The organism is Cellulosimicrobium sp. BMG9.23, from assembly GCF_059159985.1.
On record NZ_JBZGBZ010000009.1, the window covers coordinates 29,170 to 53,781 of the forward strand.

Annotated in this window: 19 protein-coding genes; 8 read left to right on the plus strand and 11 right to left on the minus strand. The window is 74.3% G+C overall.

Annotated features, from left to right (window positions below; genetic code table 11):
* Positions 1 to 51 precede the first annotated feature (51 nt).
* The 7 genes from secA to mtrA form a co-directional block, all read right to left on the minus strand.
* On the minus strand, positions 52 to 3,141 hold the full coding sequence (gene secA / locus AC4H2G_RS16410) for a preprotein translocase subunit SecA (RefSeq protein ID WP_494366804.1): 3,090 nt from the start codon (positions 3,139 to 3,141) through the stop codon (positions 52 to 54).
* Between the two features lie 223 nt (positions 3,142 to 3,364).
* Positions 3,365 to 4,612, minus strand: coding sequence for a winged helix-turn-helix domain-containing protein (locus tag AC4H2G_RS16415; protein WP_494367035.1), 1,248 nt, complete (start codon positions 4,610 to 4,612; stop codon positions 3,365 to 3,367).
* A gap of 335 nt (positions 4,613 to 4,947) precedes the next feature.
* Positions 4,948 to 5,607: a ribosome hibernation-promoting factor, HPF/YfiA family gene (gene hpf, locus AC4H2G_RS16420; protein ID WP_494366805.1), complete on the minus strand. Its 660-nt coding sequence runs from the start codon at positions 5,605 to 5,607 to the stop codon at positions 4,948 to 4,950.
* Between the two features lie 282 nt (positions 5,608 to 5,889).
* Positions 5,890 to 6,642 (minus strand): ComF family protein, encoded by a 753-nt coding sequence (locus AC4H2G_RS16425; protein WP_494366806.1) that lies wholly within the window; start codon positions 6,640 to 6,642, stop codon positions 5,890 to 5,892.
* Between the two features lie 101 nt (positions 6,643 to 6,743).
* A complete protein-coding gene (locus tag AC4H2G_RS16430) occupies positions 6,744 to 8,456 on the minus strand; it encodes an LpqB family beta-propeller domain-containing protein (RefSeq protein ID WP_494366807.1) in 1,713 nt (570 codons plus the stop codon).
* 11 nt (positions 8,457 to 8,467) lie between these two features.
* Positions 8,468 to 10,396, minus strand: coding sequence for an MtrAB system histidine kinase MtrB (mtrB, locus tag AC4H2G_RS16435; RefSeq protein WP_494366808.1), 1,929 nt, complete (start codon positions 10,394 to 10,396; stop codon positions 8,468 to 8,470).
* Positions 10,393 to 11,076, minus strand: coding sequence for an MtrAB system response regulator MtrA (gene mtrA, locus AC4H2G_RS16440; protein ID WP_435736671.1), 684 nt, complete (start codon positions 11,074 to 11,076; stop codon positions 10,393 to 10,395). The genes mtrB and mtrA overlap by 4 nt, the downstream gene beginning before the upstream one ends.
* A 191-nt stretch (positions 11,077 to 11,267) precedes the next feature.
* Here mtrA and AC4H2G_RS16445 point away from each other — a divergent pair, with 191 nt between their 5' ends.
* The 7 genes from AC4H2G_RS16445 to AC4H2G_RS16475 all read left to right on the plus strand — a co-directional run bounded on the left by AC4H2G_RS16445 (position 11,268) and on the right by AC4H2G_RS16475 (position 18,897).
* On the plus strand, positions 11,268 to 12,584 hold the full coding sequence (locus tag AC4H2G_RS16445; protein WP_494366809.1) for a glycerophosphoryl diester phosphodiesterase membrane domain-containing protein: 1,317 nt from the start codon (positions 11,268 to 11,270) through the stop codon (positions 12,582 to 12,584).
* Positions 12,581 to 13,252: a DUF4129 domain-containing protein gene (locus AC4H2G_RS16450; RefSeq protein WP_494366810.1), complete on the plus strand. Its 672-nt coding sequence runs from the start codon at positions 12,581 to 12,583 to the stop codon at positions 13,250 to 13,252. Before AC4H2G_RS16445 ends, AC4H2G_RS16450 begins: the two co-directional genes overlap by 4 nt.
* On the plus strand, positions 13,249 to 14,535 hold the full coding sequence (locus AC4H2G_RS16455) for a DUF4350 domain-containing protein (RefSeq protein WP_494366811.1): 1,287 nt from the start codon (positions 13,249 to 13,251) through the stop codon (positions 14,533 to 14,535). The genes AC4H2G_RS16450 and AC4H2G_RS16455 overlap by 4 nt, the downstream gene beginning before the upstream one ends.
* A gap of 176 nt (positions 14,536 to 14,711) precedes the next feature.
* The gene (locus AC4H2G_RS16460) at positions 14,712 to 15,686 is read left to right on the plus strand and encodes an AAA family ATPase (protein WP_494367036.1); all 975 of its coding nucleotides are present in this window, start codon (positions 14,712 to 14,714) and stop codon (positions 15,684 to 15,686) included.
* Between the two features lie 10 nt (positions 15,687 to 15,696).
* Complete coding sequence (locus AC4H2G_RS16465) at positions 15,697 to 16,989, plus strand: DUF58 domain-containing protein (RefSeq protein WP_494366812.1); 1,293 nt, start codon at positions 15,697 to 15,699, stop codon at positions 16,987 to 16,989.
* Between the two features lie 359 nt (positions 16,990 to 17,348).
* Entirely contained in the window at positions 17,349 to 17,471 is a 123-nt protein-coding gene (locus AC4H2G_RS16470; RefSeq protein WP_494366813.1) for a hypothetical protein, read from the plus strand.
* Positions 17,472 to 17,487: 16 nt separating this feature from the next.
* Positions 17,488 to 18,897 (plus strand): winged helix DNA-binding domain-containing protein, encoded by a 1,410-nt coding sequence (locus AC4H2G_RS16475; protein ID WP_494366814.1) that lies wholly within the window; start codon positions 17,488 to 17,490, stop codon positions 18,895 to 18,897.
* Positions 18,898 to 18,963: 66 nt separating this feature from the next.
* On the opposite strand, the gene AC4H2G_RS16480 is transcribed toward AC4H2G_RS16475, so the two are convergent.
* Entirely contained in the window at positions 18,964 to 19,953 is a 990-nt protein-coding gene (locus tag AC4H2G_RS16480; RefSeq protein ID WP_494366815.1) for a stage II sporulation protein M, read from the minus strand.
* Positions 19,954 to 20,042: 89 nt separating this feature from the next.
* Between AC4H2G_RS16480 and AC4H2G_RS16485 the strand changes: the two genes are divergently transcribed.
* A complete protein-coding gene (locus AC4H2G_RS16485; protein ID WP_494366816.1) occupies positions 20,043 to 20,861 on the plus strand; it encodes an RDD family protein in 819 nt (272 codons plus the stop codon).
* Here AC4H2G_RS16485 and AC4H2G_RS16490 read toward each other — a convergent pair.
* The 3 genes from AC4H2G_RS16490 to AC4H2G_RS16500 form a co-directional block, all read right to left on the minus strand.
* Positions 20,773 to 22,155, minus strand: coding sequence for an acyltransferase family protein (locus AC4H2G_RS16490; RefSeq protein ID WP_494366817.1), 1,383 nt, complete (start codon positions 22,153 to 22,155; stop codon positions 20,773 to 20,775). The genes AC4H2G_RS16485 and AC4H2G_RS16490 overlap by 89 nt on opposite strands.
* Before the next feature lie 204 nt (positions 22,156 to 22,359).
* Positions 22,360 to 23,019, minus strand: coding sequence for a response regulator transcription factor (locus AC4H2G_RS16495; RefSeq protein WP_494366818.1), 660 nt, complete (start codon positions 23,017 to 23,019; stop codon positions 22,360 to 22,362).
* A 32-nt stretch (positions 23,020 to 23,051) separates the two neighbouring features.
* Positions 23,052 to 24,530: a sensor histidine kinase gene (locus tag AC4H2G_RS16500; RefSeq protein ID WP_494366819.1), complete on the minus strand. Its 1,479-nt coding sequence runs from the start codon at positions 24,528 to 24,530 to the stop codon at positions 23,052 to 23,054.
* Positions 24,531 to 24,612: the final 82 nt, after the last annotated feature.

Consider the following 24,612-nt stretch of genomic DNA (forward strand, 5'->3'; position numbering starts at 1 on the left):
CGACCACCCCTCGTGCTCGCGGGTCGGGGCGCGTCCAGCGACCCCGGCCCGTCACACCTCGTTCTGGCCGTGGCACACCTTGTACTTCTTGCCCGAGCCGCACGGGCACTGCGCGTTGCGCGGCGTGCCGGGGAACGTCCGGCCGTCGCTCTCGACGGCGGTCGCCTCGCCGTGCAGCGCGCGGCGCGACCGGCGGCCCGCGTCGCCCGTCACGACCGCGGCACCCGTGCCGTCCTCGCTCGGGGCGCTGTACGAGAGCGGGACCTGCCGGTCGGGACCGTCGAGGCCCTTGGCGATGAGCGTGCCGGCACGGTCGCCCGACGCGGCCGGCGCCGCGACGGGTGCACCCTCGGCGGCAGCCGCCTGCACGGGTGGCTCGTCGACCGACGACTTCTCGACCGACGGCGCCTCGGCGGGCACGTCCTCGACCGGGGCGTCCTGCACGTCGGCGACGGGCGCGCCCTGCGGCGCAGGAGCGGTCCGTGCCGCAGCGGTCTGCACCGCGGCGGCGAGCCCGGCGGACGCACCGGCGGACGCGGCGCCTGCCACCCCACCGAGCGCCTGCCCCGCGGCGGACTGCGCCGCCTGGGCCGCTTGCGCGGCGTCGATCACCGCGGGCTGGCCCTGAGCCGCACCCGGCTCGGCGACCTTGACCTCGAGGTTGAAGAGGAACGCGACGGTCTCCTCCTTGATCGCCTCGGTCATCGCCTGGAAGAGCTGGTAGCCCTCGCGCTGGTACTCGACGAGCGGGTCGCGCTGGGCCATCGCGCGCAGACCGATGCCCTCCTTGAGGTAGTCCATCTCGTAGAGGTGCTCGCGCCACTTGCGGTCCAGCACCGACAGGGTCACGCGACGCTCGAGCTGGCGCATGTTCGCCTCGCCGAGCTGCTCCTCGCGGCTCTCGTAGGCGATGCGGGCGTCGGACAGGATCTCCTCGAGCAGGAGCTCCTGCGTGAGGCGCGTCGCTCCCCCGGCCTGCTCGACGACCTCGTCGACCTCGATCGAGATCGGGTAGACGGCCTTGACCGCCGTCCACAGCGCGTCGAGGTCCCAGTTCTCGGGGTTGCCCTCGGCCGTCGCCGCCTCGACGTAGGCGGTGATCACGTCGGTGAGGAAGTGCTGCACCTGCTCGTGCAGGTCCTCGCCCTCGAGGACGCGGCGACGCTCGTCGTAGATGACGGTGCGCTGACGGGACAGGACGTCGTCGTACTTGAGGACGTTCTTGCGGATCTCGAAGTTGCGCGACTCGACCTGGCCCTGAGCGCTCGCGATGCCCCGCGTGACCATCTTCGACTCGAGCGGCACGTCGTCCGGGAACCCGGCGCGGTTCATCATCGACTCGGCGAGACCCGAGTTGAACAGGCGCATGAGGTCGTCCTGCATCGACAGGTAGAACCGGGACTCGCCCGGGTCGCCCTGACGGCCGGAACGCCCACGGAGCTGGTTGTCGATGCGGCGGGACTCGTGGCGCTCCGTGCCGAGGACGTAGAGCCCGCCGAGATCCTTGACCTCGTCGTGCTCGGCCGCGACGGCCGCCTTGGCCTTCTCGAGCGCGTCGGGCCACGCGGTCTCGTACTCCTCGGCGTTCTCCGCGGCGTCGAGCCCGCGGGCCGCGAGGTCCGCGACCGCCATGAACTCGGCGTTGCCGCCGAGCATGATGTCGGTGCCTCGACCGGCCATGTTCGTCGCGACCGTGACGGCGCCCTTGCGGCCGGCCTGCGCGACGATCGCGGCCTCGCGCGCGTGCTGCTTCGCGTTGAGGACCTCGTGCGGGACGCCCTGCTTCTTGAGCTTGGCCGAGAGCAGCTCGGACTTCTCGACGCTCGTCGTGCCCACGAGCACGGGCTGGCCGTGCGCGTGCCGCTCGACGATGTCCGCGACGACGGCGTCGAACTTGCCGTCCTCGTTCTTGTAGACGAGGTCGGCCTGGTCGAGGCGCTGCATCGGGCGGTTCGTCGGGATCGGGACGACACCGAGCTTGTACGTGCCCTGGAACTCCGCGGCCTCGGTGTCGGCGGTACCCGTCATGCCCGCGAGCTTGGCGTACAGGCGGAAGTAGTTCTGGAGCGTGATCGTGGCGAGCGTCTGGTTCTCAGCCTTGATCTGCACGCCCTCCTTGGCCTCGATGGCCTGGTGCATGCCCTCGTTGTAGCGGCGGCCCGGCAGGATGCGGCCCGTGTGCTCGTCGACGATCATGACCTCGCCGTTGAGGACGACGTAGTCCTTGTCCTTCTTGAAGAGCTCCTTCGCCTTGATGGCGTTGTTGAGGAACCCGATGAGGGGCGTGTTGAGCGACTCGTAGAGGTTGTCGATGCCGAGGTAGTCCTCGATCTTCTCGATGCCCGGCTCGAGCACGCCGACGGTGCGCTTCTTCTCGTCGACCTCGTAGTCCGTCCCGCCGTTCAGGCGGCGGACGACCTTGGCGAACTCGCCGTACCAGCGGTTCGCGTCGCCCGAGGCGGGCCCCGAGATGATGAGCGGCGTGCGTGCCTCGTCGATGAGGATCGAGTCGACCTCGTCGACGATCGCGAAGTTGTGGCCGCGCTGGACGAGGTCGTCGGTGGACCAGGCCATGTTGTCGCGCAGGTAGTCGAAGCCGAACTCGTTGTTCGTGCCGTACGTGATGTCCGCGGCGTACTCCTCGCGGCGCTGCGCGGGCGTCTGGCCCGAGAGGATCACACCCGTCGTCAGGCCGAGGAAGCGGTAGACGCGACCCATGAGCTCGCTCTGGTACTTCGCCAGGTAGTCGTTGACCGTGACGACGTGCACGCCCTTGCCCTCGAGCGCGTTGAGGTAGGCGGCCGTCGTCGCGACGAGCGTCTTGCCCTCACCGGTCTTCATCTCGGCGATGTTGCCGAGGTGCAGCGCGGCCCCGCCCATGAGCTGGACGTCGAAGTGCCGCTGCCCGAGCGTGCGGCGCGCCGCCTCCCGCACGGTCGCGAAGGCCTCGGGCAGGATCTCGTCCAGGGTCGCGCCGTCGGCGAGGCGGGCCTTGAAGCGGTCCGTCTCCTCCCGGAGCTCCTCGTCGGTGAGATCCTCGAAGCTGGGCTCCAGCTTGTTGATCTGGTCGGCGATGCCGGACAGCTTCTTGAGGATCCGGCCCTCGCCGATGCGAAGGACCTTGTCGAGGATCGAAGGCACGCAGAACTCCCGTATCGATCGCGTCCCGTGCCGGACGGCGCGGGAAGGCCGCCGCTCCTCACCGCGGGCGCGCGGGTCGGGCGTCGGCAACGTCACACAACATCGTAGGGGAGCCGGAGGCCTCGTGGTCCCGCCCTCGTTTCGCCGACGACGAACCTCGCCCGTCGGCACGTGTCCGTGCGGACGGGCCGACGTCGCCCCGCGCCAGGGAGAGGACCTCACCTCAGGCGGACGTCGCCACCTCGACGGACAGCGCCGGGGCGAGGTCGCCGACGGGCGAGACCTCGACGTGGGGCACTCCGAGCCACGCGCCGAGCACCCGCAGCTCGGCCGCGAGCCGGGCGGCCGTCTCGGGGCCCGCGGCTCGTTCGCGGTGCGCCGACAGCACGCGCAGCACACCCGAGCGGCGGTCCGCCTTGAGGTCGACGCGCGCCGTGAGGACCTCACCCTCGAGGAACGGGAGCACGTAGTAGCCGTGCACGCGCTTCGCTGCCGGGACGTAGATCTCGATGCGGTAGTGCACGTCGAACAGCCGCTCGAGGCGCGTGCGCTCGAACACCAGGGGGTCGAACGGGTTGAGCAGCGTCGTCGCCGTCGCGCGCCGCGGCAGCGCGGCCTCGGCGTGCAGGTACGTCGGCTCGTCCCACCCCCGCACGGTGACGGGCCGCAGCGTCCCGGCCTCGACGAGCTCCGCGAGCGCCGTACCCACCGCTGGTCCCGCGAGCCGGAAGTAGTCCTTGAAGCAGCGCAGCGTCCCGACCCCGTGGGCACGGGCCCCGATCTCGAGGAGCTGCCGGACGGCGTCGGCGTCCGGGATCGGCGCTGCCGAGACCACCTCGGGGGGCAGGACGCGTTCGGTGAGGTCGTAGCAGCGCTCGAACGCGCCGTTCCGCCGGGCCGACGTGATCTCGCCCGTGAAGAAGAGGAACTCGAGCGCTCGCTTGGCGACGGTCCAGTTCCAGCCCCACTGCGACCTGTCCCGCGGGTGGGCGCGCCCCTCCTCCTCGAGGATCGCGTGCACCTCGCTCGCCGTGACCGGTCCTCGCTCGGTCACGAGACGCCGCACGTCCTCCACGGTCTCCGAGTGGCTCATCTCGACGGCGCTGATCGTCCCCCACGCCTCCGTGCGGTAGCGACGGCGGCGCCACTCGAGCAACGGCCACGTCGACGGCGGCACGTACGACGCGACGTGCGCCCACGTCTCCACGAGACGGCGCGGCGCCCGTCCGGCCGCGCGATCCAGCAGCGCCGTGTCGTACGGCCCGATCCGCGCGTACAGCGGCATGAGGTGCGCCCGGGCGAGCACGTTCACCGAGTCGATCTGCAGCAGCCCGAGCCGGTCGACCACACCCTGCACGTGCCGCATCGTCGGCGCTCCCGCGCGTCCCTCTCCCCCGGCACCTCCGAAGGGGCGCGGCCGGTGCAGCCCTTGCGCCGCGAGCGCGACCCGCCGGGCCTGGGACAACGACATCGTCTCGACAGTGACCACCCCCCGATCCTGCCCGCCCCCACCCACACGCCTCTCGGTCCGCGACCGAACGGTCGCCAAGATAGAACCGCAGGTCTCGACGTAGAGCTCGTGGAGTTCTACGTCGAGACCTGCGGTTCTATCTCGCAGCTCGCCGACCGGAAAGCCGGGCGGACGACGAGGTGAGGGTGGGCAGCAGAGGACGAGGTGAGGGTGGGCGCGCGCGACCGTGGCGGGTCTGGCGGGAGCCCGCGAGGAACGAGCGGGCGGATGGTAGGTCGCGCGCGCCCACCCTCACCTCGTCCGGAGGCGACGAGCGCCCCCTCACCTCCGAGGAGTCAGGCGGACTTCTCGACCTTCGCCTCGGCGCAGTCGCACGACGTGTCGAGCGCGACGACGCCGTAGGTCCAGCCGCGTCGCCGGTACGCCACCGACGGGCGCGCGGTCTCGACGTCGACGAAGAGGAAGAAGTCGTGGCCGACCATCTCCATCTCGTAGAGCGCGTCGTCGACGGTCATGGGCTCGGCGCTGTGCAGCTTCTGCCGGATCACGACCGGCGAGTCGCCGTCGCCCAGGGGCGTCTCGACCGCTTCGCCGGGCTCGGTGGGGGCCGTCGGCGTGGGTGCGGCCGGCGCGGAGTGCGCCACGGGGTCGTAGGGACGGACGTCGACGGGCGGCACGACGGTGTGGCTCCGGTGGTCCTTGCGACGGTCCCGCACGCGGCGCAGGCGCTCGGCGAGCTTCTCCATCGCGAGGTCGAGGGCGCCGAACCGGTCGTCGGCCGCTGCCTCGGCACGCACGACGGGCCCCTTGGCGCGGACCGTGAGCTCGACGCGTTCGCGGACCCCGGAGAGCCTGGGGTTGTTCTCGTGGGTGACCTCGACGTCCACGCGCTGCGCCGTGGGCGCGAGCTGCTGGACCTTGGCGAGCTTGTCCTCCGCGTGCTGGCGGAAGCGGTCGGCCACCTCGGTGTGCCTGCCGACGACGACGATCTCCATGTGAGCCTCCACGAGGGTAGCGACGCCCGTTCCTCGAGCGTCGGTCCGGATCTGGTAGGGCACCGTGATCGGTGCCGGTGGTCTACCACCTCCTTGCGACGCCGGGGCGCCCCGCTCGGCGGGCTCGCGCGGCGACCAGCACAGGTGTCCTGTGCACCCGGTCCCCGCGGCGACTGGCCCTCAGCGTAACCCCCGCTGCCGGGTGTCGGCAGTCCCAACGGAAGGTGAACACCGGGACATTCGTCGGTCGGCCCGGGACCCGCACGACGGCGCCACGAGCCGTCACGGTGCCCGCCGCGGAGACGGTGTCGCGGCGAGGACGAACGCCCCGAGGACGGGGATCCCCGCTCCGGCGAGCGCCGTCTCGCACGCGGCGAGCGTCGCGCCGGTGGTGAGCACGTCGTCGACCACGAGGACCGACGGCGCGGCCCCCAGGACGCGTCGCACCCGTGGCCCGCGCGCGAGCTCCACGGCACGGAGCCGGTCGCCGCGGGCGCGCGACCCGAGCCCCACCTGGTCTCGTGCACGCCCGTGCTGGACGAGGAGGTGCGCGGAGCGGGCCGGCGCACCCAGCCCTGCGGCGAACGCGTCCGCGAGCCCTGCCACCGGGTCACGACCGCGCGTCCGGCGCGCGGTCCTGCTCGTGGGTGCGGCCGCGACGAGGACCGGTCCGGCGGGAGCGAGGACGGGGCGCAGACGCTCGCCCGCACGCCGGGCCGCCGCACGCAGCGGCGCGTCGAGGTCCGCACGGCCGCGGTCCTTCCACGCCACGACGACGTCGCGCAGCCCGCCCGCGTAGTCCGCGAGCGCCCACACCGGGAGCGGGTCGACGTCGTCGAGCCGGTCGAGCCGTGGCGCGGTGGCCTCGCACCGCCACGGCGGGGCGCTCAGCACGGCAAGACAGGGTGAGCACCAGCGGACGTCCGGCGTGCGGCAGGCAGGGCACGTCACGGGGAGCGCGAGGCGTGCGAGGTCGCGCACGCCGCGCACCACGACGGCGCGGGCGGTCCGCGCCCGGTCGGGTCGACTGCTCATCGCCGCATCCTTGCCGGCCGGGTGCTTCGGGGCGCGCCTCACCCGGACGCCTGTGGACGAGCCGCGCTCTGCCGGGCCTGTGGACGGCCCGCGACGGCGCCTCAGCCCGGATACGTCGGGAGCCGCACCTCGGTCGCGACCCGCGTCCACAGCGAGGAGGACCCCGCCGCGTACAGACTGCCCTCGCTCGTCCCGAGGAGCATCGTGCCGACGCCGGTCCCGGAAGCGAGCGAGACGGCGTCCTCGAGCTCGGACGCCTGCCTCGTCGGACCGCCGACGGGCACGAGGTGGACCACCGGCGCGGTGTCGCCGCTCGACCGGCCGAGCACGCCGAGCGTCGTCCGGTCGACCCAGACCACCTGGGTCGCCGCGACGATCGGCTGCCCGACCCGCACCGGCTCGGAGAGCTCGGTCGGCAGGCCGTCCTCGTCCCGCAGGACCCCCGCGACGTGGACCTGGAGCCCCGTCCCCGTCGCGCTCACGACGGCGATCCGCGCGCCGTCGGGCGCGACCCGGACGGACATGACGGTCCGGCCGTCGAGCCACGGTGCGGCCACCTCCGAGACGGTCCCCTCGAGGTCGGCGACCCGGAGCGACCCCGGCTGCTCCTGCGGCCCGCTCCACACGAGGCCGAAGCGGTCGACGCTCGGCGCGAGGAGGTTCTGCCCCTCCATGAGAAGGACGGGCTCGGTGTCCGCGGTCGGCGCGGTCACGAGGCGGCGCGACCCGTCGCGCACGACGAACGTCGCGTCGGAGGACGACCCGGTGAACGCCAGCGCCGTCGGCTGCAGGCCGGTGAGCGGGGCGACGGACTCCAAAGGCTGCGTGGACCGGCCGACGATGCTGGTCACCTGGTCGCCCGCGAGGACGACGGGGTCGTTCGGGGTCGTCGCCGGCCGCGCCGTGGTCTCGTCCACGGCGGCGAGGGGCACGCCCTCGACCGTGATCTGCACCTCGCGCGCCGACGGGTTGCCCAGCGACGCGCCCAGCTGTGCCACGAGGACGGCACGGTCCTCGGCGGAGGTCCCGGAGACGGCGTCCGTGAGCGGCACCTCGACGGGACCGGACGGGGGCGCGGTGACCGAGTCGATGCTCAGCGCCGTCCCCTCGGGGGCCACCGTCGTCACCGACCCAGCGAGCCACGGGACGGGGCCGACCAGCGTCTCGCGCACCGCGAGCGTCTGCCAGTTCCGGCTCGGGAACCACCGGGCGTCGGGCACGAGGTAGCGACGGTCGGGCGTCGGGAAGTACAGGTCGGTCGCACGGTACGTCTGCACGAAGTTCGTCGCCGAGACCGCGAGACCGTCGTCCGTCGTGTCGACGCGCCACTGCCCCTCGTCGTCGCGCACGAGCCCGTACACGAGGTCCGTCGTCGTCCCGGGGACCTCCTCGGTGTACACGCCGTGGGCGTCGACCGTGCCGACGACGTCGGCGGTCGCGCGCACGGTCGCGACCCCCTCCTCGGCGCGCGAGTCGTCGACCACCAGCTCCGGCTCGGCGCCCAGCACCGCGACCTGCGCGAGCGGGGACCACGTCGTGGCGGTCTCCGGCGTCAGGTACTGCGTGGCCACGTCGAACGAGCCGGACGCGCCCTCGGCCTGGGCCGCGAGGAAGCCGCGCACGATCTGCTCGGGCAGCGCGTCCTGGCGCGGGGCGTCCGCACGCACGAAGACCGGGCCGCGCTGGGACAGGACCGTCTCGCCGTCCATCACCGGACCCGACGTCGGGATGGACGCGCACGCCGCGACGGGCCCGGCCACGAGCGCCACGACGAGGGCCGCGAGCGCCGCGCGCCGCGACCGGTGCCTCGTCACGCGGGCCCCGTTCATCGCCCGCCCTCACGCACGGTGGAGTCGTGGCCCGCCGGTCCGGACGGTTCGTCCACGCCGTCGCGGCGGGCGCGGGCGGCGCGGTCGTCAGGGCTGCGGTCGTCAGGGCTGCGGTCGTCAGGGCTGCGGTCGTCAGGGCTGCGGTCGTCGGAGCTGGGGTCGTCGGAGCTGGGGACCGACGCAGGGATCACCACGGGGATCCCCCCGGTGACCGACGGGAGGTCGGCAGGCCCGACGGTCCCGTCGACGTCCTCGACGACGGCGGCGTGCGCGCTCCACCCGCTGCCGAGGCCCCGGTCGCCGGTCACCTCGGAGACCAGCGGGAGCGGCGACGACTGGAGCCGGATGCCGGCGCGCCGCGGCAGCGTGAGGCGGAAGCTCGCCCCGCGCGCGGGCCGGCCCCATGCCTCGAGCCAGCCGCCGTGCAGGTGGGCGTCCTCGAGCGAGATCGCGAGGCCGAGCCCGGTGCCGCCGGTCGTCCGGGCGCGCGCGGGGTCCGCCCTCCAGAACCGGTCGAACACGTGCTGGACCTCGTCGGGTGTCATGCCCACCCCGTGGTCGCGGACGACCACCGCGATCGCGTGCCCGTCGCCCTCGACGGTGATCTCCACCGGCTTCTCCTCCGCGTGCTCGATCGCGTTGACGACGAGGTTGCGCACGATGCGCTCGACGCGCCGCGGGTCGACGTCCGCCGTCAGGCGCTCGTCCCCGAGGTGCACCGAGAGCCACACGCCCTTGCGCTCCGCGACCGGCGCGGCGTGGTCGACGGCGGCGTTGACGACGTCGCGCACGTCCCGACGCTCGGCGTCGAGGACGGCCGCCCCGGCGTCGAACCGGCTGATCTCCAGCAGGTCCGCGAGCAGGTCCTCGAACCGGTCGAGCTGGGCCTGCAGCAGCTCGGTCGAGCGCCGCGAGACCGGGTCGAACTCCTCGCGCGAGGAGTGCAGCACCTCCGACGCCATGCGGATCGTCGTGAGAGGGGTGCGCAGCTCGTGCGACACGTCGGAGACGAAGCGACGCTGGAGCATCGAGAGCTCCTCCATGCGTTCGATCTGCTCCTGGAGGCTGTGCGCCATCTCGTTGAAGGTGCGCGCCAGCGAGGCCATCTCGTCGTGCCCCTTGATGGGCAGACGCTCGTCGAGGTGCCCGTCCGCGAGCCGCTCCGCGACGCGCGCGGCGTGCCGCACGGGGACGACGGCCTGGCGCGTCACGAGCGCGGTGATGCCGACGAGCAGGGCGAGCAGGACCAGCGCCCCGACGAGCAGCACCGACTGCAGGAAGGACAGCGTCTCCTGGTCGGCCTCGAGGTCGTAGAGGTAGTAGAGCTCGTACGTCCCGCCCAGCGGCACCTCGACCGTCGAGCCGACGACGACGCCCGGGACCACCGCCGAGCCTGGGTCCGACGGGTCCAGCGGGATCGCCACCGACTGGCGCTTCTGCCCGCCGTCCGCCGCGAGCGTCTGCTCGCGCATCTCGGGCGAGACGAGCCCGTCGAGCTGGTTGTTCGACGAGAGGTCGAGCAGCGCGGACGGGTCGTCCTCGGCACGCCACAGGAAGACCTCGCGCGACGCGGAGCCGCTGTACAGGAGCATCGAGTAGAGGTCGTACAGCAACGACTGGGCCTCGGAGACGCTCGCGGCGGGCGACGCGTCGAGCGTGCGCCGTGCCTGCGCCGTGGACTGCGCGCTCTCTACGTCGATCTCGGCGAGACGGCGCTCGAACAGGCCGTCGCGCATCGAGTCCGACAGGTACGCGCCGAGCGCCGCCACCACGACGACGCCGACGACGAGCGCCGAGGTGACCACCCGCAGCTGCATCGACGAGCGCCACCGCCACACGGCCCGGCGCACGGCGGCCCGCAGGCGGACCCGCAGCCGGGTCCACGCACCGCGTCGCCGCGCGCCCGTGCCGGCCGTGGTGCTCACGTGCGCGCCGCGCCCGCCTTGTACCCGACGCCGCGGACGGTGAGCACGATCTCGGGGTTCTCCGGGTCGTGCTCGATCTTCGACCGCAGGCGCTGGACGTGGACGTTGACGAGCCGCGTGTCCGCGGCGTGCCGGTAGCCCCAGACCTTCTCGAGCAGGACCTCGCGCGTGAACACCTGCCACGGCTTGCGCGCGAGGGCGACGAGCAGGTCGAACTCGAGCGGGGTGAGCGCGATCGCCTCCCCGCCGCGCAGCACGCGGTGCCCGGTGACGTCGATCTCGACGTCGCCGATCGCGAGATGCTCCGGCGCGGGCTCGTCGGTCCGGCGCAGGCGCGCCCGGATCCGGGCCACGAGCTCCTTGGGCTTGAACGGCTTCGAGATGTAGTCGTCCGCGCCCGACTCCAGACCGAGCACGACGTCGACCGTGTCGCTCTTGGCCGTGAGCATGATGACGGGGACGCCCGACTCCGCCCGGATGAGTCGGCACACCTCCGTGCCGTCCTTGCCCGGGAGCATGAGGTCGAGCAGCACGAGGTCGGGCTGCGCGTTGCGGAACGTCTCCAGCGCGAGGTCTCCGTCCGCGCAGAACACCGGCTCGAAACCCTCCGAGCGCAGCACGATGCCGATCATCTCCGCCAGGGCGGTGTCGTCGTCGACCACGAGCACGCGAACCTTCATGCGCACATCTTGCCATCGCGGGGCGTCGGTACCGGCGGGCGCGCCCCGCCACGGGTCGGGGGCCCGTACTAGGGTGGCCTCGCCAGCGGTGCCGCGTCGCGTCCCCGAGGCGTTCGAGCAGGACATGAGCGGGACAACCAGCGAACGATGCGCAGACGACGTTCAGACGACGAGCGAGGACGACAGCCCCGATGAGCACACCTGACGCCCCCGGCACACCGGACGGAGCCGCGCCGGACGCGCCGGTCGAGCGGGGAACCACCCCCGCCCCGGGCGTCGCGCAGCCGGGGTCGTCCGGCTGGGGCACGCCCTCGTACGGGCAGCCGGGATACGGCCCTGCGGCCGGCTCACCGCCCGAACAGCCCCGGTACGGGCAGCCGGGCCAGTACGGCCAGCCCCAGTACGGGCAGGGTCAGTACGGCCAGCCGCAGTACGGCCAGCCCCAGTCCGGACAAGGCCAGTACGGCCAGCCCCAGTCCGGACAAGGCCAGTACGGCCAGCCCCAGTACGGACAGGGCCAGTACGGCCAGCCCGGGTACGGACCGCCGGCCGGGTTCGGTGGTGCCCCGTACGTGCCGCCCGCCTCGAAGCCCGGGATCGTCCCGCTCCGACCCCTGACGCTCGGCGAGATCTTCGACGGGTCGTTCGGCGCGATCCGCCACAACCCGCGCGTGATGCTCGGCATGACGACGATCGTCGTCGTCGCGGCGACGATCCTGGGGGCGCTGATCGGGTACGCGTTCTCGGGCTACGTCGCGGACCTGTTCTTCGCCCTGCCGTCCGACGCCGGGCTCGGCGGGATGGAGTCGCAGTTCGCCACCCTCTACTCGACGCTCTTCGGGACGGCGATCACCACGGCGCTCGCGACGCCGATCGTCAGCGGCCTCCTCACGGTCTCCATCGGCCAGTCCGTCATCGGCCGCCGGGCGAGCGTCGGGGAGGTCTGGTCGCAGGTCGGGCGACGCGCGTGGTTCCTCATCGGCTTCACGCTGCTCCTCGCCCTGGCGTCGACCCTGCTCGTCACGACGCTCGTGCTGCTCGCGGTCCTCGCGTTCTCGGTCGACCCGGCGCTCGGCGGCATCTCGATCCTCCTCGCGATCCCCGCCTATCTCGTGCTCGTGGTGTGGGTCGGGGTGCGGACCGGGCTGGTGCCGCCCGCGCTCGCCCTCGAGGGTCAGCCGTTCTGGGCCACGGTGACCCGCGTGTGGCGCCTCTCGCGCGGGTCGTTCTGGCGCCTCTTCGGCATCTACCTGCTCGCCTACGTCGCGATCTACGTCGTCACGCAGATCCTCATCACGCCGTTCAGCCTCGTGGGTGGCATCGCGCTGGGCGCCGGTCAGGTGTTCGTCGGCAACCTCGTCATGACCCTCGGGGTCGCGGTGTCGACGATCGCCCTGACCCTCTTCCTGGGCAGCGTCGTCGCCCTGCTGTACATCGACGTGCGGATGCGGCGCGAGGGCCTCGACGTCGAGCTCGCCGCGGCAGCGAGCGAGCAGCCCGCGGCATGACCCTCAGCCTGCTCGCCGCCGACATCCCGGTGGAGCCCGACGCCGACGAGGCGCGACGCTGGGTCGTCGAGGAGCTCGCGAAGCCGGAGTACAGCACGGACCCGTCCCTGCTGGCCCGCTTCCTCGAGTGGCTGACCGGCCTCTTCGACGGCGCCCCGGCCCTCGACCTCCCGACACCCTGGGTGGCGCTCGTCGTCGTCGCCCTCGTCCTCCTCGTCGCCGCGATCGCGTACCGGGTCGCCGGGCCGGTGCGCCTGTCGCGCAAGGCGCCCGGATCCGCCGTCGTGCTGGACGACGACGTGCGGACCGCGGCCGAGATGCACGCCGCAGCCGACCGTGCCGCGGCCGTGGGCGACTGGTCGACAGCAGTCCTCGAACGTTTTCGCGCCGTCGTGCGCTCGCTCGAGGAGCGAGCCATCCTCGAGGTACGGCCCGGCCGCACCGCCTGGGAAGCCGCCAGGGCTGCGGGCGAGCGGCTGCCCGACGTCGCGGACGCGCTGGTGCGCGGCGCGGACCTGTTCGACGACGTCGTGTACGGCATGACCATCGTCGGGCCCGAGGCCGACGCGTTCCTGCGCGCACTCGACGAGGAGACGCGCGCGACGCGCCCCGTGCTGCGGTCGGGGCTCGCCACGACCGGTGCGAACCCCGCGGGTGACGACGCGTGAGCGCGGCAGCGCCCCCTCCCCCGGCCGCCCCCACCGCCGCAGCGGGCACGGGCACGTTCTCCGCGACGGGCGGCGGGCCCCGCTCGGTGACGACGGCGCACGTCCCCGTCGTGGGCGACGGCACCACCGCGGGCTCTCGCGTCCGCGGCCGCTGGCGGCGCGTGCGCTGGCCCGTCACGGTCCTCGTCGTGCTCCTGGCGCTCGCCGGCCTGTCCGCCCTCGCCCGACCGGCGACGTCGAGCACCCCGCTCGCGCCCGACAACCCCGGTCCGGGAGGCAGTCGCGCCGTCGCGGAGGTCCTGCGCGACCGCGGCGTGGACGTGACGTACGTGCAGACCGTGGCCGACGCCGTCGCCGCGACCGGCGACGGCACGACGCTCCTCGTCGCGCAGAGCGACTTCCTCCTCGACGAGCAGGCCGACGCGCTCGTCGCGACCGCGGCGGACCTCGTGCTGATCGCGCCGAACGAGTACCTCCTCTCGCGCGCGACCGATGGGGCGGCAGAGCTCGTGTACGACTGGCCTGACGGCTCCGCGGTGCGCGAGCCGCGGTGCGAGGACCCCGCGGCGCAGGCCGCCGAGGGGATCCGCTCGGACGGCGTCGGTTTCGCGCTGACCGGTGCCGGGGCGAGCACGGTCGTGTGCTTCCCCTCCCCCACCGACACGACCGCCGGCGCCTACGTCGTCCACGAGACCGGTGGCCGCACCGTGCGCGCCGTGGACACCGCGTCCGTCCTGCGCAACGACACGGTGACCGAGGACGGCAACGCGGCGCTCGCGCTCTGGACGCTCGGCGCGGACGAGCGTCTCGTCTGGCTGGTCCCCGACCCGTTCGACGCCACGCTGTCCGGTGGTGACGAGCAGCCCGCCCTCGCGCTGCCCCCGTGGACGGGCGTCGTCGCGCTCCAGCTCCTCGTCCTCGTGCTCGTCGTCGCCCTGTGGCGCGGGCGGCGGCTCGGCCCTCTCGTCACCGAGGACCTCCCGGTCGTGGTCCGCGCGTCGGAGACGACGCGCGGGCGCGGACGGCTCTACCGTCGCGCCGGGTCCCGCGGGCACGCCGCCGCAGGGCTGCGCGCGAGCGCGGCGGACCGGCTCGCCGGGCGCCTCGGCCTGCCCCGCTCGGCCGACGCGGCGTCCCTCGTCGACGCCGTCGCCCGCGCGACCGGGCGACCGCCCGACCAGCTCACCCACCTGCTGTACGGACCCCCACCCGCCGACGACGCGGCGCTGCTCGAGCTCGCGCGTCACCTTGACCAGATCGAGAGCGAGGTCTACCACTCGTGACGCAGCACCCCGACGGCCACGACGGCACGCCGCCCCAGCCCGACCGCTACGCCCCCGCACCAGGCCCCGGCGCACAGCCTGGCCCGTACGGCACCGCGCCGTCGGGCTCCTCGCAGCCGTACGCGCCGGAGACGCCCGCACCGCGGCCGCCCGCGCCCACGCCGGCGCCCACGGCCGTGCACGGTGCGCCGCCCGCGCCGTCGCTCGAGCTGCGCCAGGCCCTGGCCACGGTGCGCACCGAGGTGGGCAAGGCCGTCGTCGGGCAGGACGGCGCCGTGACGAGCCTGCTCATCGCCCTGCTGTGCAAAGGCCACGTCCTGCTCGAGGGCGTGCCCGGCGTCGCCAAGACGCTGCTCGTGCGCACCCTCGCGGCGTCGCTCGACCTCGGCACCAAGCGCGTGCAGTTCACGCCCGACCTCATGCCGGGCGACGTCACGGGCTCGCTCGTGTACGACGCGCGCACGGCCGAGTTCTCGTTCCGCGAGGGCCCCGTCTTCACGAACCTGCTCCTCGCCGACGAGATCAACCGCACGCCCCCGAAGACCCAGGCGTCGCTCCTCGAGGCGATGGAGGAGCGTCAGGTCTCCGTCGACGGGACGCCGCGCCCCCTGCCCGACCCGTTCCTCGTCATCGCGACGCAGAACCCCGTCGAGTACGAGGGCACGTACCCCCTGCCCGAGGCCCAGCTCGACCGCTTCCTCCTCAAGGTCGTGCTGCCGCTGCCCGAGCGCGAGCAGGAGGTCGAGGTCCTCGCCCGGCACGCCGCCGGTTTCGACCCGCGCGACCTGGCCGGTGCCGGCGTGCGGCCCGTCGCGGCGCGGGAAGTCCTCGACCAGGCACGTGCGGAGGTCGCGCGCGTGCAGGTCGCGCGCGAGGTGCTCGGCTACGCGGTCGACGTGTGCCGCGCGACGCGCCACTCGCCGTCGTTGTCGCTCGGCGTCTCGCCGCGCGGTGCCACGGCGCTCCTCGCGACGTCGCGCGCGTGGGCGTGGCTGTCCGGCCGCTCCTACGTGACGCCCGACGACGTCAAGGCCCTCGCGCACCCCACGCTGCGCCACCGCGTGCAGCTGCGGCCCGAGGCCGAGCTCGAGGGCGTCACCGCGGAGAGCGTGCTCGACACGGTCCTCGCGTCCGTGCCCGTCCCCCGCTGAGGCGCGCGACGTGGCCCTGACGTGGCGCGCCGTCGTGCTGGTGGCGCTCGGCCTCGTGCCCGTGCTGCTGTTCCCCGTGGCGGGCACGGTGCTCGTGTGGGCGCTGCTCGTCGCCGCCGCGTGCTCGGTCGACGTCGCGCTCGCCGCCTCGCCGCGGCGCGTCGCGATCGAGCGGCGCGTGCCGGGCTCGGTCCGCCTCACCGACCGCACGGCGTCGACCCTGACCCTGACCAACCTCGCGCCGCGACGCCTGCGCGCGCTCGTGCGCGACGCGTGGCCGCCGTCCGCGGGCGCGCAGGTCAACCGCCACGCGGTCGACCTGCCGCCCGGCGAGGCGACGCGCGCGGTGACGGTGCTGGTCCCGACACGGCGCGGCGAGCGCGTGGCCGACCGCGTGACGATCCGTTCCTTCGGGCCGCTGCGCCTCGCGGCACGTCAGGCGTCGATCCCGGTGCCCGGACGCCTGCGGGTCCTGCCCGAGTTCGCGTCCCGGCGGCACCTGCCGAGCCGTCTTGCGCGCCTGCGCGAGATGGACGGCCGAGCCGCGGTGCAGGTGCGCGGCGAGGGCACGGAGTTCGACTCGCTGCGCGAGTACGTCATCGGCGACGACGTGCGCTCCATCGACTGGCGCGCGTCCGCGCGGGGCCGCGACATGGTCGTGCGCACGTGGCGCCCCGAGCGCGACCGCCGCGTGCTCATCGTCGTCGACACGTCGCGGACGTCCGCCACGCGCCTCGGCGACGAGCCCCGGCTCGACGCGAGCATCGAGGCGGCGCTGCTCCTCGCGGCGCTCGCGGGCCGCGCGGGCGACCGGGTCGAGCTGATCGCCTTCGACCGCACGGTCCGGGCCCGGGTCGCCGGGGCCGCGGGTCCGCGCCTCATGCCCGCGATGGCCGACGCCCTCGCCCCGCTCGAGCCCGCGCTCCTCGAGACCGACTGGCCAGGCCTCGTCGGCGCCGTCCAGGAGCGGCTGTCCCAGCGCGCTCTCGTCGTGCTCCTGTCGACGCTCGACGCCGCGGCGGTCGAGACGGGGTTGCTGCCCGTCGTCGGTCAGCTCACGTCGAAGCACCAGGTGGTCCTCGCCGCGGCGGGCGACCCGGAGGTGGCGGAGCTGCGCGCGGACCGGAGCGGCACCGCGGAGGTCTACGACGCCGCCGCCGCGGCACGCGGCGAGATCGAGCGCGCCGCGGTCACGACGGTCCTACGGCAGAAGGGCGTCGAGGTCGTCGACGCGCTGCCCGACGAGCTCGCGCCACGGCTCGCCGACACCTACCTCGCCCTCAAGGCCGCCGGCCGCCTCTGACGCCCCCCGCCGCCGAAGTAGAACCGCGGTCCTCGTGCCCGACGGCGCATGGTCGTCCTGGGTGTCGGGGTGGGCGGGGGCGCCGCGTCTACCATCCGCCGCTCGTTCCTCGCGGCTCCCGCCAGACCCGCCACGACGCGGCGCCCCCACCCACCCCTCCCGGCGTCGTCTCACCCTGGTACGTGCTCACCGCGAGATAGAGCCCTGGTCGCCGACGTAGAGCCCTGGTTCGAGAGATAGATCCCTGGTCAGACGACCACGGCACTACCTCGGCAACCACGGCTCTACCTCCGCGAGCCGGAGCGTCGGGGGTGCGGGGTAGGGTCGTGGCCGCACGATCCCCGACCTCAGGAGTGCCCGTGGCCTGGCAGCCCATCGACCCGCGCGAACGCCAGCGGCGGAACCGGCGCGTCGCGATCATCGTCGTCGCCGCGCTCCTCGCGACGTTCGTCATCCCCGCGCTCGCCATCGTCCTGTCCTGAGCCGGCGGAGCGCGACGTGAGCGACGAGCGGTACGGCCCGTGCCTGGACCACGACGCGCTGAACCGCGCTCTGCTCGCGCGTCAGCACCTGGCACCCCGGCGTCCGGCTGATCCCCGTCTCGCCACCACTGATCCCGGTCCCGCCACCACGGAACCCGGTCTCGCCGCGTCCGCCGCGCCCGTCGGTGTGGTGGCCGAGGTGGACCATCTCGTCGGGCTGCAGTCGCAGGTCCCGTCGTCGCCATACCCCGGCCTGTGGTCGCGGTTGCCGGGGTTCGCGACCGACGACCTCGGCGCGCGGCTGCTCGACCGGTCGGTCGTGCGGATCGCGACGCTGCGGGGCACGGTCCATCTCGTCACCGCCGACGACGCGTTCGAGCTCGCCGCTCACGCACGCCCCGCGCTCGTCGCGTACCTGCGCGCGAAGAACCAGCACGGCGACGCCCTGCGCGACGTCGACCTCGGCGAGCTCGAGCAGGTCGCCACGGACCTGCTCGCCGAGCCGCTCACGTCCGTGGCGCTGGGGCGCTGTCTCGCCGAGCGCTGGCGGGACGTCGACCCGAAGCACCTCGCGTACGGCGCGCGGTGCCTCCTCCCGCTCGTCCAGGTCCCGCCGCGGGGCCTGTGGGGCGCGAACGGGCCGGGCACCACCACGACGTGGACGACGGCGCACGCGTGGCTCGGCGGTCCGACGCACCGGTCCGTCGACGAGCTCGACGCCGTCGCGACGGCGAGCGACCCGGACGCCGTGCTCGCCGCGCGCGTGCGACTCGTGCGCCGTTACCTCGCGGCGTTCGGCCCCGCCGCGGTCGCCGACGTCCAGCGGTGGTCCGGGCTCACGCGGCTGCGCCCGGCGGTCGAGGCGCTCCGGCCCGAGCTCGTGACGTTCACCGGTCCGGCCCGACCGGCGACCGCGCGACCAGGGACGAGCCGGCCGGGACCCGGCTCGACAGCGGTCGGGAGCACCGGTGCGCCGCGGGGTGTCGAGCTGTTCGACCTTCCCGACGCCCCGCGCCCGCCCGGCCACGAGCCCGTCCCCGTGGTGCTCGCCGCGGACTTCGACAACCTCGTGCTCGCGCACGACGACCGCACCCGCGTCCTCGGCGCGGTCGCCGTGAAGCAGGTCGTGAGCATCAACGGGCAGGTGGCCGCCACGGTGCTCGTCGACGGCCGCGTGGCCGGCACGTGGACGTGGACCGTCGACGCCACGGCGGATGAGGCCGTCGCGCGGGTGGACGTGCGGCCGCTCGCGCCGGCGGGGTCCGCCGGCGACAGCACGGGGAGCCTGACGGGCACGCTCGGCCCGCCGCACCCTGCGGCCCGGTTGGCCGAGGCCGAGGTCCGGGACGAGGTCGTCGCACGTGCCGAGGACTGGCTGCGGGTCGCGGCTCCCGGAGCGCGAGCGAGCGTCGTCGTGCACGCCTGAACCGGACGGCGGTCGCCCGCGCGCCCACGGAGGGTCACCTCGCCGCCGGGCGCAGGGTGCCGTCGGTCAGGCCGCGACCGGCGCGACGTCGCCCGCGTGGTCCGCCGAGAGGTCGCCGGTCTCGCCCGCGCGCACCGCACGACGGCCGAGCACGATCGTGTAGACCCAGAAGGCCGCGAGCGCGATCGACCCGAGGACGATCTTCAGCCACCACGGCATGGTGGACCCGGTGACGAAGCCCTCGATGAGGCCCGAGACCGCGAGCGCGATCGTGAGGCCGATCGCGACCGTGACGAGCGAGCGCCCCTCCTGCGCGAGCGAGCGCGATCGCGGCAGCGGCCCGGGATCGACCCACGCCCAGAAGATGCGCAGCCCCGCGGCCCCCGCGACGAAGATCGACATGAGCTCGAGCAGGCCGTGCGGGGCGATGAGGGTGAGGAACAGGTCGAGCTCGCCGTGCGCGGCCATCATCCCGCCGGTCGACCCGACGGCGACGGCGTTCGAGAACAGCACGTAGGCCGGGTAGACGCCCGTGATCCCGAGCCCGATGCACTGCGCGGCGATCCACGCGTTGTTCGTCCAGACGACGGCCGCGAAGTCGAGCCCCGGGTCGTAGTACGACGCGAACGCATTCTGGACGTACTCCTCCTGGACGCTCGGCGGCCCCATCGATGCGAGCCCCTCGGGCGTCGTCGCGACCCACACGCCCGCGACGAGCGCGACGACGAGGAACGCCGTCGTCACGCCGACCGACCACCAGCGGATCCGGTACAGCGCCGCGGGGAGGGAGACGACGAGGAAGCGCACGACGTCGCGCCAGGCCGGCTCGTGCGCGCCCGCGATGCGGGTGCGGGCGCGGCCCAGGAGGTCGGAGAGCCGCGTGACGAGCACGGGGTCCGGCGCGACGGAGCGGATCGTCGAGAGGTGCGTGGCCACGGCCTGGTACAGGCGCACGAGCTCGTCCGCCTCCGCGCCGTCGAGCGAACGCCGCTTCGTCAGCGCCTCCAGGCGGTCCCACTGTGCGCGGTGCACGTCGGTGAAGGCGTCGAGGTCCACGACCGATACCCTGCCACACGGGACGGTCGCCCGGTGGCGCGACGGCCCGGCAGGACGGACGGACGAGACGAGATGAGACGAGGAGCGACGTGCGCGACGGCATCCTGATCGGTGAGGGCGTGGTCCTCGACGCACGGCCCGCGTCCTTCCTCTCCCGAGGCCTCGGCTTCTTCCTCGACCTCGTCGCGATCGGGGTCGTCCTCGTCGCGTTCTCGCTCGTCGCGGCCCGTTCGCTGACCTTCGTGGACCCGGACTTCGCGCCCGCGATCCTCATCAGCCTCTTCGTGCTCGTCATGGTCGTGATCCCCACGACCGTGGAGACCCTCACGCGCGGGCGCTCGCTCGGCAAGCTCGCGCTCGGGATCCGCGTGGTGCGCGACGACGGCGGCCCCGTCCGCTTCCGGCACGCCTTCCTGCGGGCGCTCGTGGGGGTCGGCGAGCTGTGGCTCACGTTCGGGACCGTCGCGCTCGTCGCGTCCCTGACCAACGACCGCGGCAAGCGGCTCGGGGACATGGCGGCGGGGACGTACGCGATCCGGGTGCGGGGAGGCAGGGCGACGCTCGCACCGCTGGTGATGCCGCCGTACCTCCAGGCCTGGGCGTCGCACGCGGACATGCGTCGGCTCCCCGACGGCCTGGCGCTCGCCGCCCGGCAGTTCCTCGCGCGCGTCGACAGGCTCAACCCGGCGTCGCGGGCACGCCTCGGTCAGGAGCTCGCCGGGCAGATCGAGAGGTACGTCGCCCCCGGGCCACCGCCCGGGACGCACCCCGAGGCGTTCCTGATGGCCGTGCTCGCCGCGCGCCGGGACCGCGACTGGGTCACCGCGCGACGCCAGCAGGCGCTCGCCGCCGAGCAGGCCGAGATGCTGCACCGGCTGCCGTACTCGGTGCCCGACCCGTCGCGGTGACCGGCCCGGCGGCACCGGCCGTGCGCCGGGTGCCGGCATCCTTCCGCGCGGGCCCCTCGAACCGCCCGACGACGCGCGCGACCCCTGCGAGGACGAGCGCGAACGCCCCGAACCACAGCGGCCGGCTCGCCCACCAGTCGGCGGACCCCGGCTCCGGGAGCGGCGTCCCGAGGACCACCAGGACGAACGCCACCACCGCGATCATCGCGGTGACGTGCCACAGGTAGACCGTCATCGAGCGGGCCGCGAGCGCCGCCACGACACCGCGCCCCCGGCCGTCCGCCCAGCGCACGAGCGCGCCGCGGGCGGCGAGCACGAGCGCGACGAGGCCGATCGCGTGCAGCAGGACGGGCGCCGTCGGCGGCCCGAGGTTCGACATCGCGTCCCCCGGCATCCCGATGAGCGACACGGGGTACGGCCCGACGGCGACGAGGAGCGCCGCGAGCGCGAGCGCTCCGGCACCGACCGCGACGAGCACGGCCCGGGACGGCACGGCCGCGACGGGGACGACGCGACCGCGGCGCACCACGTGCAGCCCGGCGCGCGCGTCGGCGTAGAGCATGCCGACCACGTACGGGACGGCCCACACGAGCACGACGTCCACGAGCGCGAGCCGTTCAAGGCCCGCCCCGAAGCGCAGGGCCTCGACCGCGAGCGGCACCGCCGTGAGCCCGGCGACGGCCCACCAGCCCGCGGCGTGGAGCGCCCGGCGCAGCAGCGGCGTGGCGGCGACGAGCAGGACGTACACCCCGAGGAACCACAGGAGCTGTGGCGCGAGACGCGCGAGGGTCAGCACCGCGTCGTCAGGCAGCCCGAGGGCGAGGAGGAAGCCCACCACGGCGACCCACGCCCCGACGAGCACGCCGACCGGCCGCAGCAGCCTCGGCACGCGCTGCGCGACGAGCCGCAGGCCGGAGGGGGTCGTGCCGTCGGGCGTGCGCTGCAGCCCGTACGCGGCCGACGCGCCCGCCGCGAAGAACAGGAGCCCGAGCACTTGGAGCACCCACGTCACGGCCCAGCCGTGGCCGTGGGCGAGCGCGTTGCCGAGCTCGAGGTCCCGGCCGTCCCACGACGCGTCGGCCATGAGCCAGTGCACCGTCACGACGCACACCGTCGCGAGCGCCCGGACGGCGTCGACGAAGACGTCGCGCGGTGGTCTGCCGGCGCGGTCAGCGCCCTCAGCGGCCGCGCGCTGCCCGACGACGACGCGAGACCCGGTCGTCGAGGTCGCCGCGGGCGGGTGCTCCGCGCGGGTCTGACGGGGCGAGCGGGGTGGGTCGAGCAGGGCGGTCACGGGACGCTCCTCGGTCGGTGGGAGCCGGCGTCATCCGGCTCCCACCAGTCTCGAGAAACCCGCTCTGACCTGGAACGGGACCCACCCCCGGCCGCCGCGCGGACAGCCGCCCGAACCGCACGGGGGTTCTCCCCCGCCCCGACATGTCAGCGCCCCACCGGTGCACGGACCGGTGGGGCGCTGACAGGTCGGGCGAGGCGTGGTTCAGATCTTGAGGTAGCGCAGCACCGCCAGGACGCGGCGGTGGTCGCCCGCGTCCTGCGGGAGGCCGAGCTTGCCGAAGATCGACGTCACGTTCTTCTCGACGGCGCCATAGGAGAGGAACAGCGTCTCGGCGATCGCGGAGTTCGACCGGCCCTGGGCCATGAGCTCGAGCACCTCGGTCTCGCGCGGCGTGAGGCGGGCGAGACCGTCGTCGGACCGCGAGGCCCCCATGAGCTGGCTGACGACCTCCGGGTCGAGCACCGTCTGTCCCGCCGCGATGCGCGTGAGCGCGTCGACGAACTCGCTCACGTCGGCCACGCGGTCCTTGAGCAGGTAGCCGACGCCCTGCGCCCCGCCCGTGAGCAGCTCGCTCGCGAAGCGCGTCTCGACGTACTGGGAGAACAGCAGGACGCCGAGGCCCGGGTGCGCGGCGCGCAGCGTGAGGGCCGCCCGCAGGCCTTCGTCCGTGAACGTCGGAGGCATGCGGATGTCCACGACCGCGACGTCCGGCAGCGCGTCCTCGGCGGCGAGCCGCGTCACCGCCGCGACGAGCGCGTCGCCGTCGGGCACGTCGGCCACGACCTCGTGGCCGCGTCGCGTGACGAGCGCGACGAGACCGTCGCGCAGGATGGCCGAGTCCTCGGCGATGACGAGCCGCATGGGTGTCCTTCCCTCGGGATGCGCCGCCATCCTCACACGCGCGCGGGCAGGAGCACCGTCACGACGGTCGGCCCGCCGACGGGGCTCGTCAGCTCGAACGAGCCGTCGACCGAGCGCACGCGCTCGGCGAGGCCGGCGAGACCGGACCGCTGGCCGTCGGAGCCGGGCTGCACGACGCGCGCCCCGCCCTGTCCGTCGTCGCGCACGCGCAGCCGCAGGCGCGCGGCGCGGCCGGTGCCCTGCCGCTCGACGAGCACGTAGACGCCCGTGGCGCGGGCGTGCTTGACGGCGTTCGTCACGAGCTCCGCGACGCAGAAGTACGCGATCGACTCGACCGCGGGCGCGAGCCGGCCCGACGCCTCGACGACCGGGTCGACGTCGACCGTGACCGGCAGCGGAGACCGGGCGGCGAGCGTCTCCAGGGCGACGGCGAGGCCGTTGTCCAGCGCGGGCGGGTGGATGCCGCGGGCGAGCTCGCGCAGCTCGACGAGCGCCTCCTTCGTCGAGGAGTGCGCGAGGTCGACGAGGTCGAGCGCCTCGTGCGGCTCGCCGCCCGCCGCGAGCTGCTCCTTCGCCTCGCCGAGCTGCATCGCGACCGCGACGAGGCGTGCCTGCGTGCCGTCGTGCAGGTCGCGCTCGATGCGCCGCAGCTTGGCGTCGGCGTCCTCCACCGTGCGGCCGCGGGACTCCTCGAGGTCCGCGACGCGCAGGCTCGCGAGGGTCGGGCCGAGCAGCGCGACCGTGAGCACGCGGAAGAGGTGCGCGAACGCGCGCGTGAGGTGCGGCCAGACCCACAGGAAGACGGCGCCCACGAGCACGAGCCCGAGCTGGCGCACCGGCGTGTCCACGAACCAGTCGGTGCCGAACGAGGCGCCCCGGTGCCACGTCCCGTCGCTCGCCTGCTGCAGCGGGAGCCAGCGCGACCAGACCCAGTGCGTCAGGGCCCCGAGGCCCACCGCGAGGAACACCGTGCTCACGACGAAGGAGACGAGCGCGAGCGGGAACGTGACGAGGAGGAACAGCAGCGCGCGCCAGCCGGTCCCGTCGCCCGCGCCGCTCCACAGCGTCCGCCAGAACCCGCGCGGCCGGACGTAGTGCGCGGGGGCCGCGACGTCGACGTCGAGCATCGTGCGCGCCATCGACCGGTACATCGACCCCCAGCCCCGCGCACCGAGCACGACGCCCCCGGCGAGGAAGATCCCGAGCACCGTCACGAGCATCGCGGCGAGGAAGGACACGGTGAACAGCGCGTACGCCAGCCCGAACGGTGCGAGCAGCAGCGCGAGCCACAGGTACCCGTACTCGCGCCACGTCCGCCCCGCGAACGGCGCGCGCAGGAACGAGACCTGCCGACGGTGGTCCGCGTAGCGGGGGTCGGGACGCGTCCCGGCGACGGTGGCAGGGACGGCGGGGACCGGTGCGTCCGGCTCGGGCGCCGTCGCGGGGGTGCCCGACGGCGACGGCTCGCCCGGGGGAAGGACGCTCGGCTGGTCAGGGGTCACGGCGATCATGGTGCCAGTCTGGCGACACCGACCACGCCACCACCAGGGAGCGGTCCGCCGGACCGGAGGGGGGACAGCCCCCGGTCAGGAG

Bases quoted from the DNA above. Each gene is read 5' to 3' on its own strand.
- AC4H2G_RS16500 (WP_494366819.1), bottom strand. From the start codon at position 24,530: ATGATCGCCGTGACCCCTGACCAGCCGAGCGTCCTTCCCCCGGGCGAG.
- AC4H2G_RS16495 (WP_494366818.1), bottom strand. From the start codon at position 23,019: ATGCGGCTCGTCATCGCCGAGGACTCGGCCATCCTGCGCGACGGTCTC.
- AC4H2G_RS16415 (WP_494367035.1), bottom strand. From the start codon at position 4,612: ATGTCGTTGTCCCAGGCCCGGCGGGTCGCGCTCGCGGCGCAAGGGCTG.
- hpf (WP_494366805.1), bottom strand. From the start codon at position 5,607: ATGGAGATCGTCGTCGTCGGCAGGCACACCGAGGTGGCCGACCGCTTC.
- AC4H2G_RS16425 (WP_494366806.1), bottom strand. From the start codon at position 6,642: ATGAGCAGTCGACCCGACCGGGCGCGGACCGCCCGCGCCGTCGTGGTG.
- AC4H2G_RS16445 (WP_494366809.1), top strand. From the start codon at position 11,268: ATGAGCACACCTGACGCCCCCGGCACACCGGACGGAGCCGCGCCGGAC.
- AC4H2G_RS16450 (WP_494366810.1), top strand. From the start codon at position 12,581: ATGACCCTCAGCCTGCTCGCCGCCGACATCCCGGTGGAGCCCGACGCC.
- mtrA (WP_435736671.1), bottom strand. From the start codon at position 11,076: ATGAAGGTTCGCGTGCTCGTGGTCGACGACGACACCGCCCTGGCGGAG.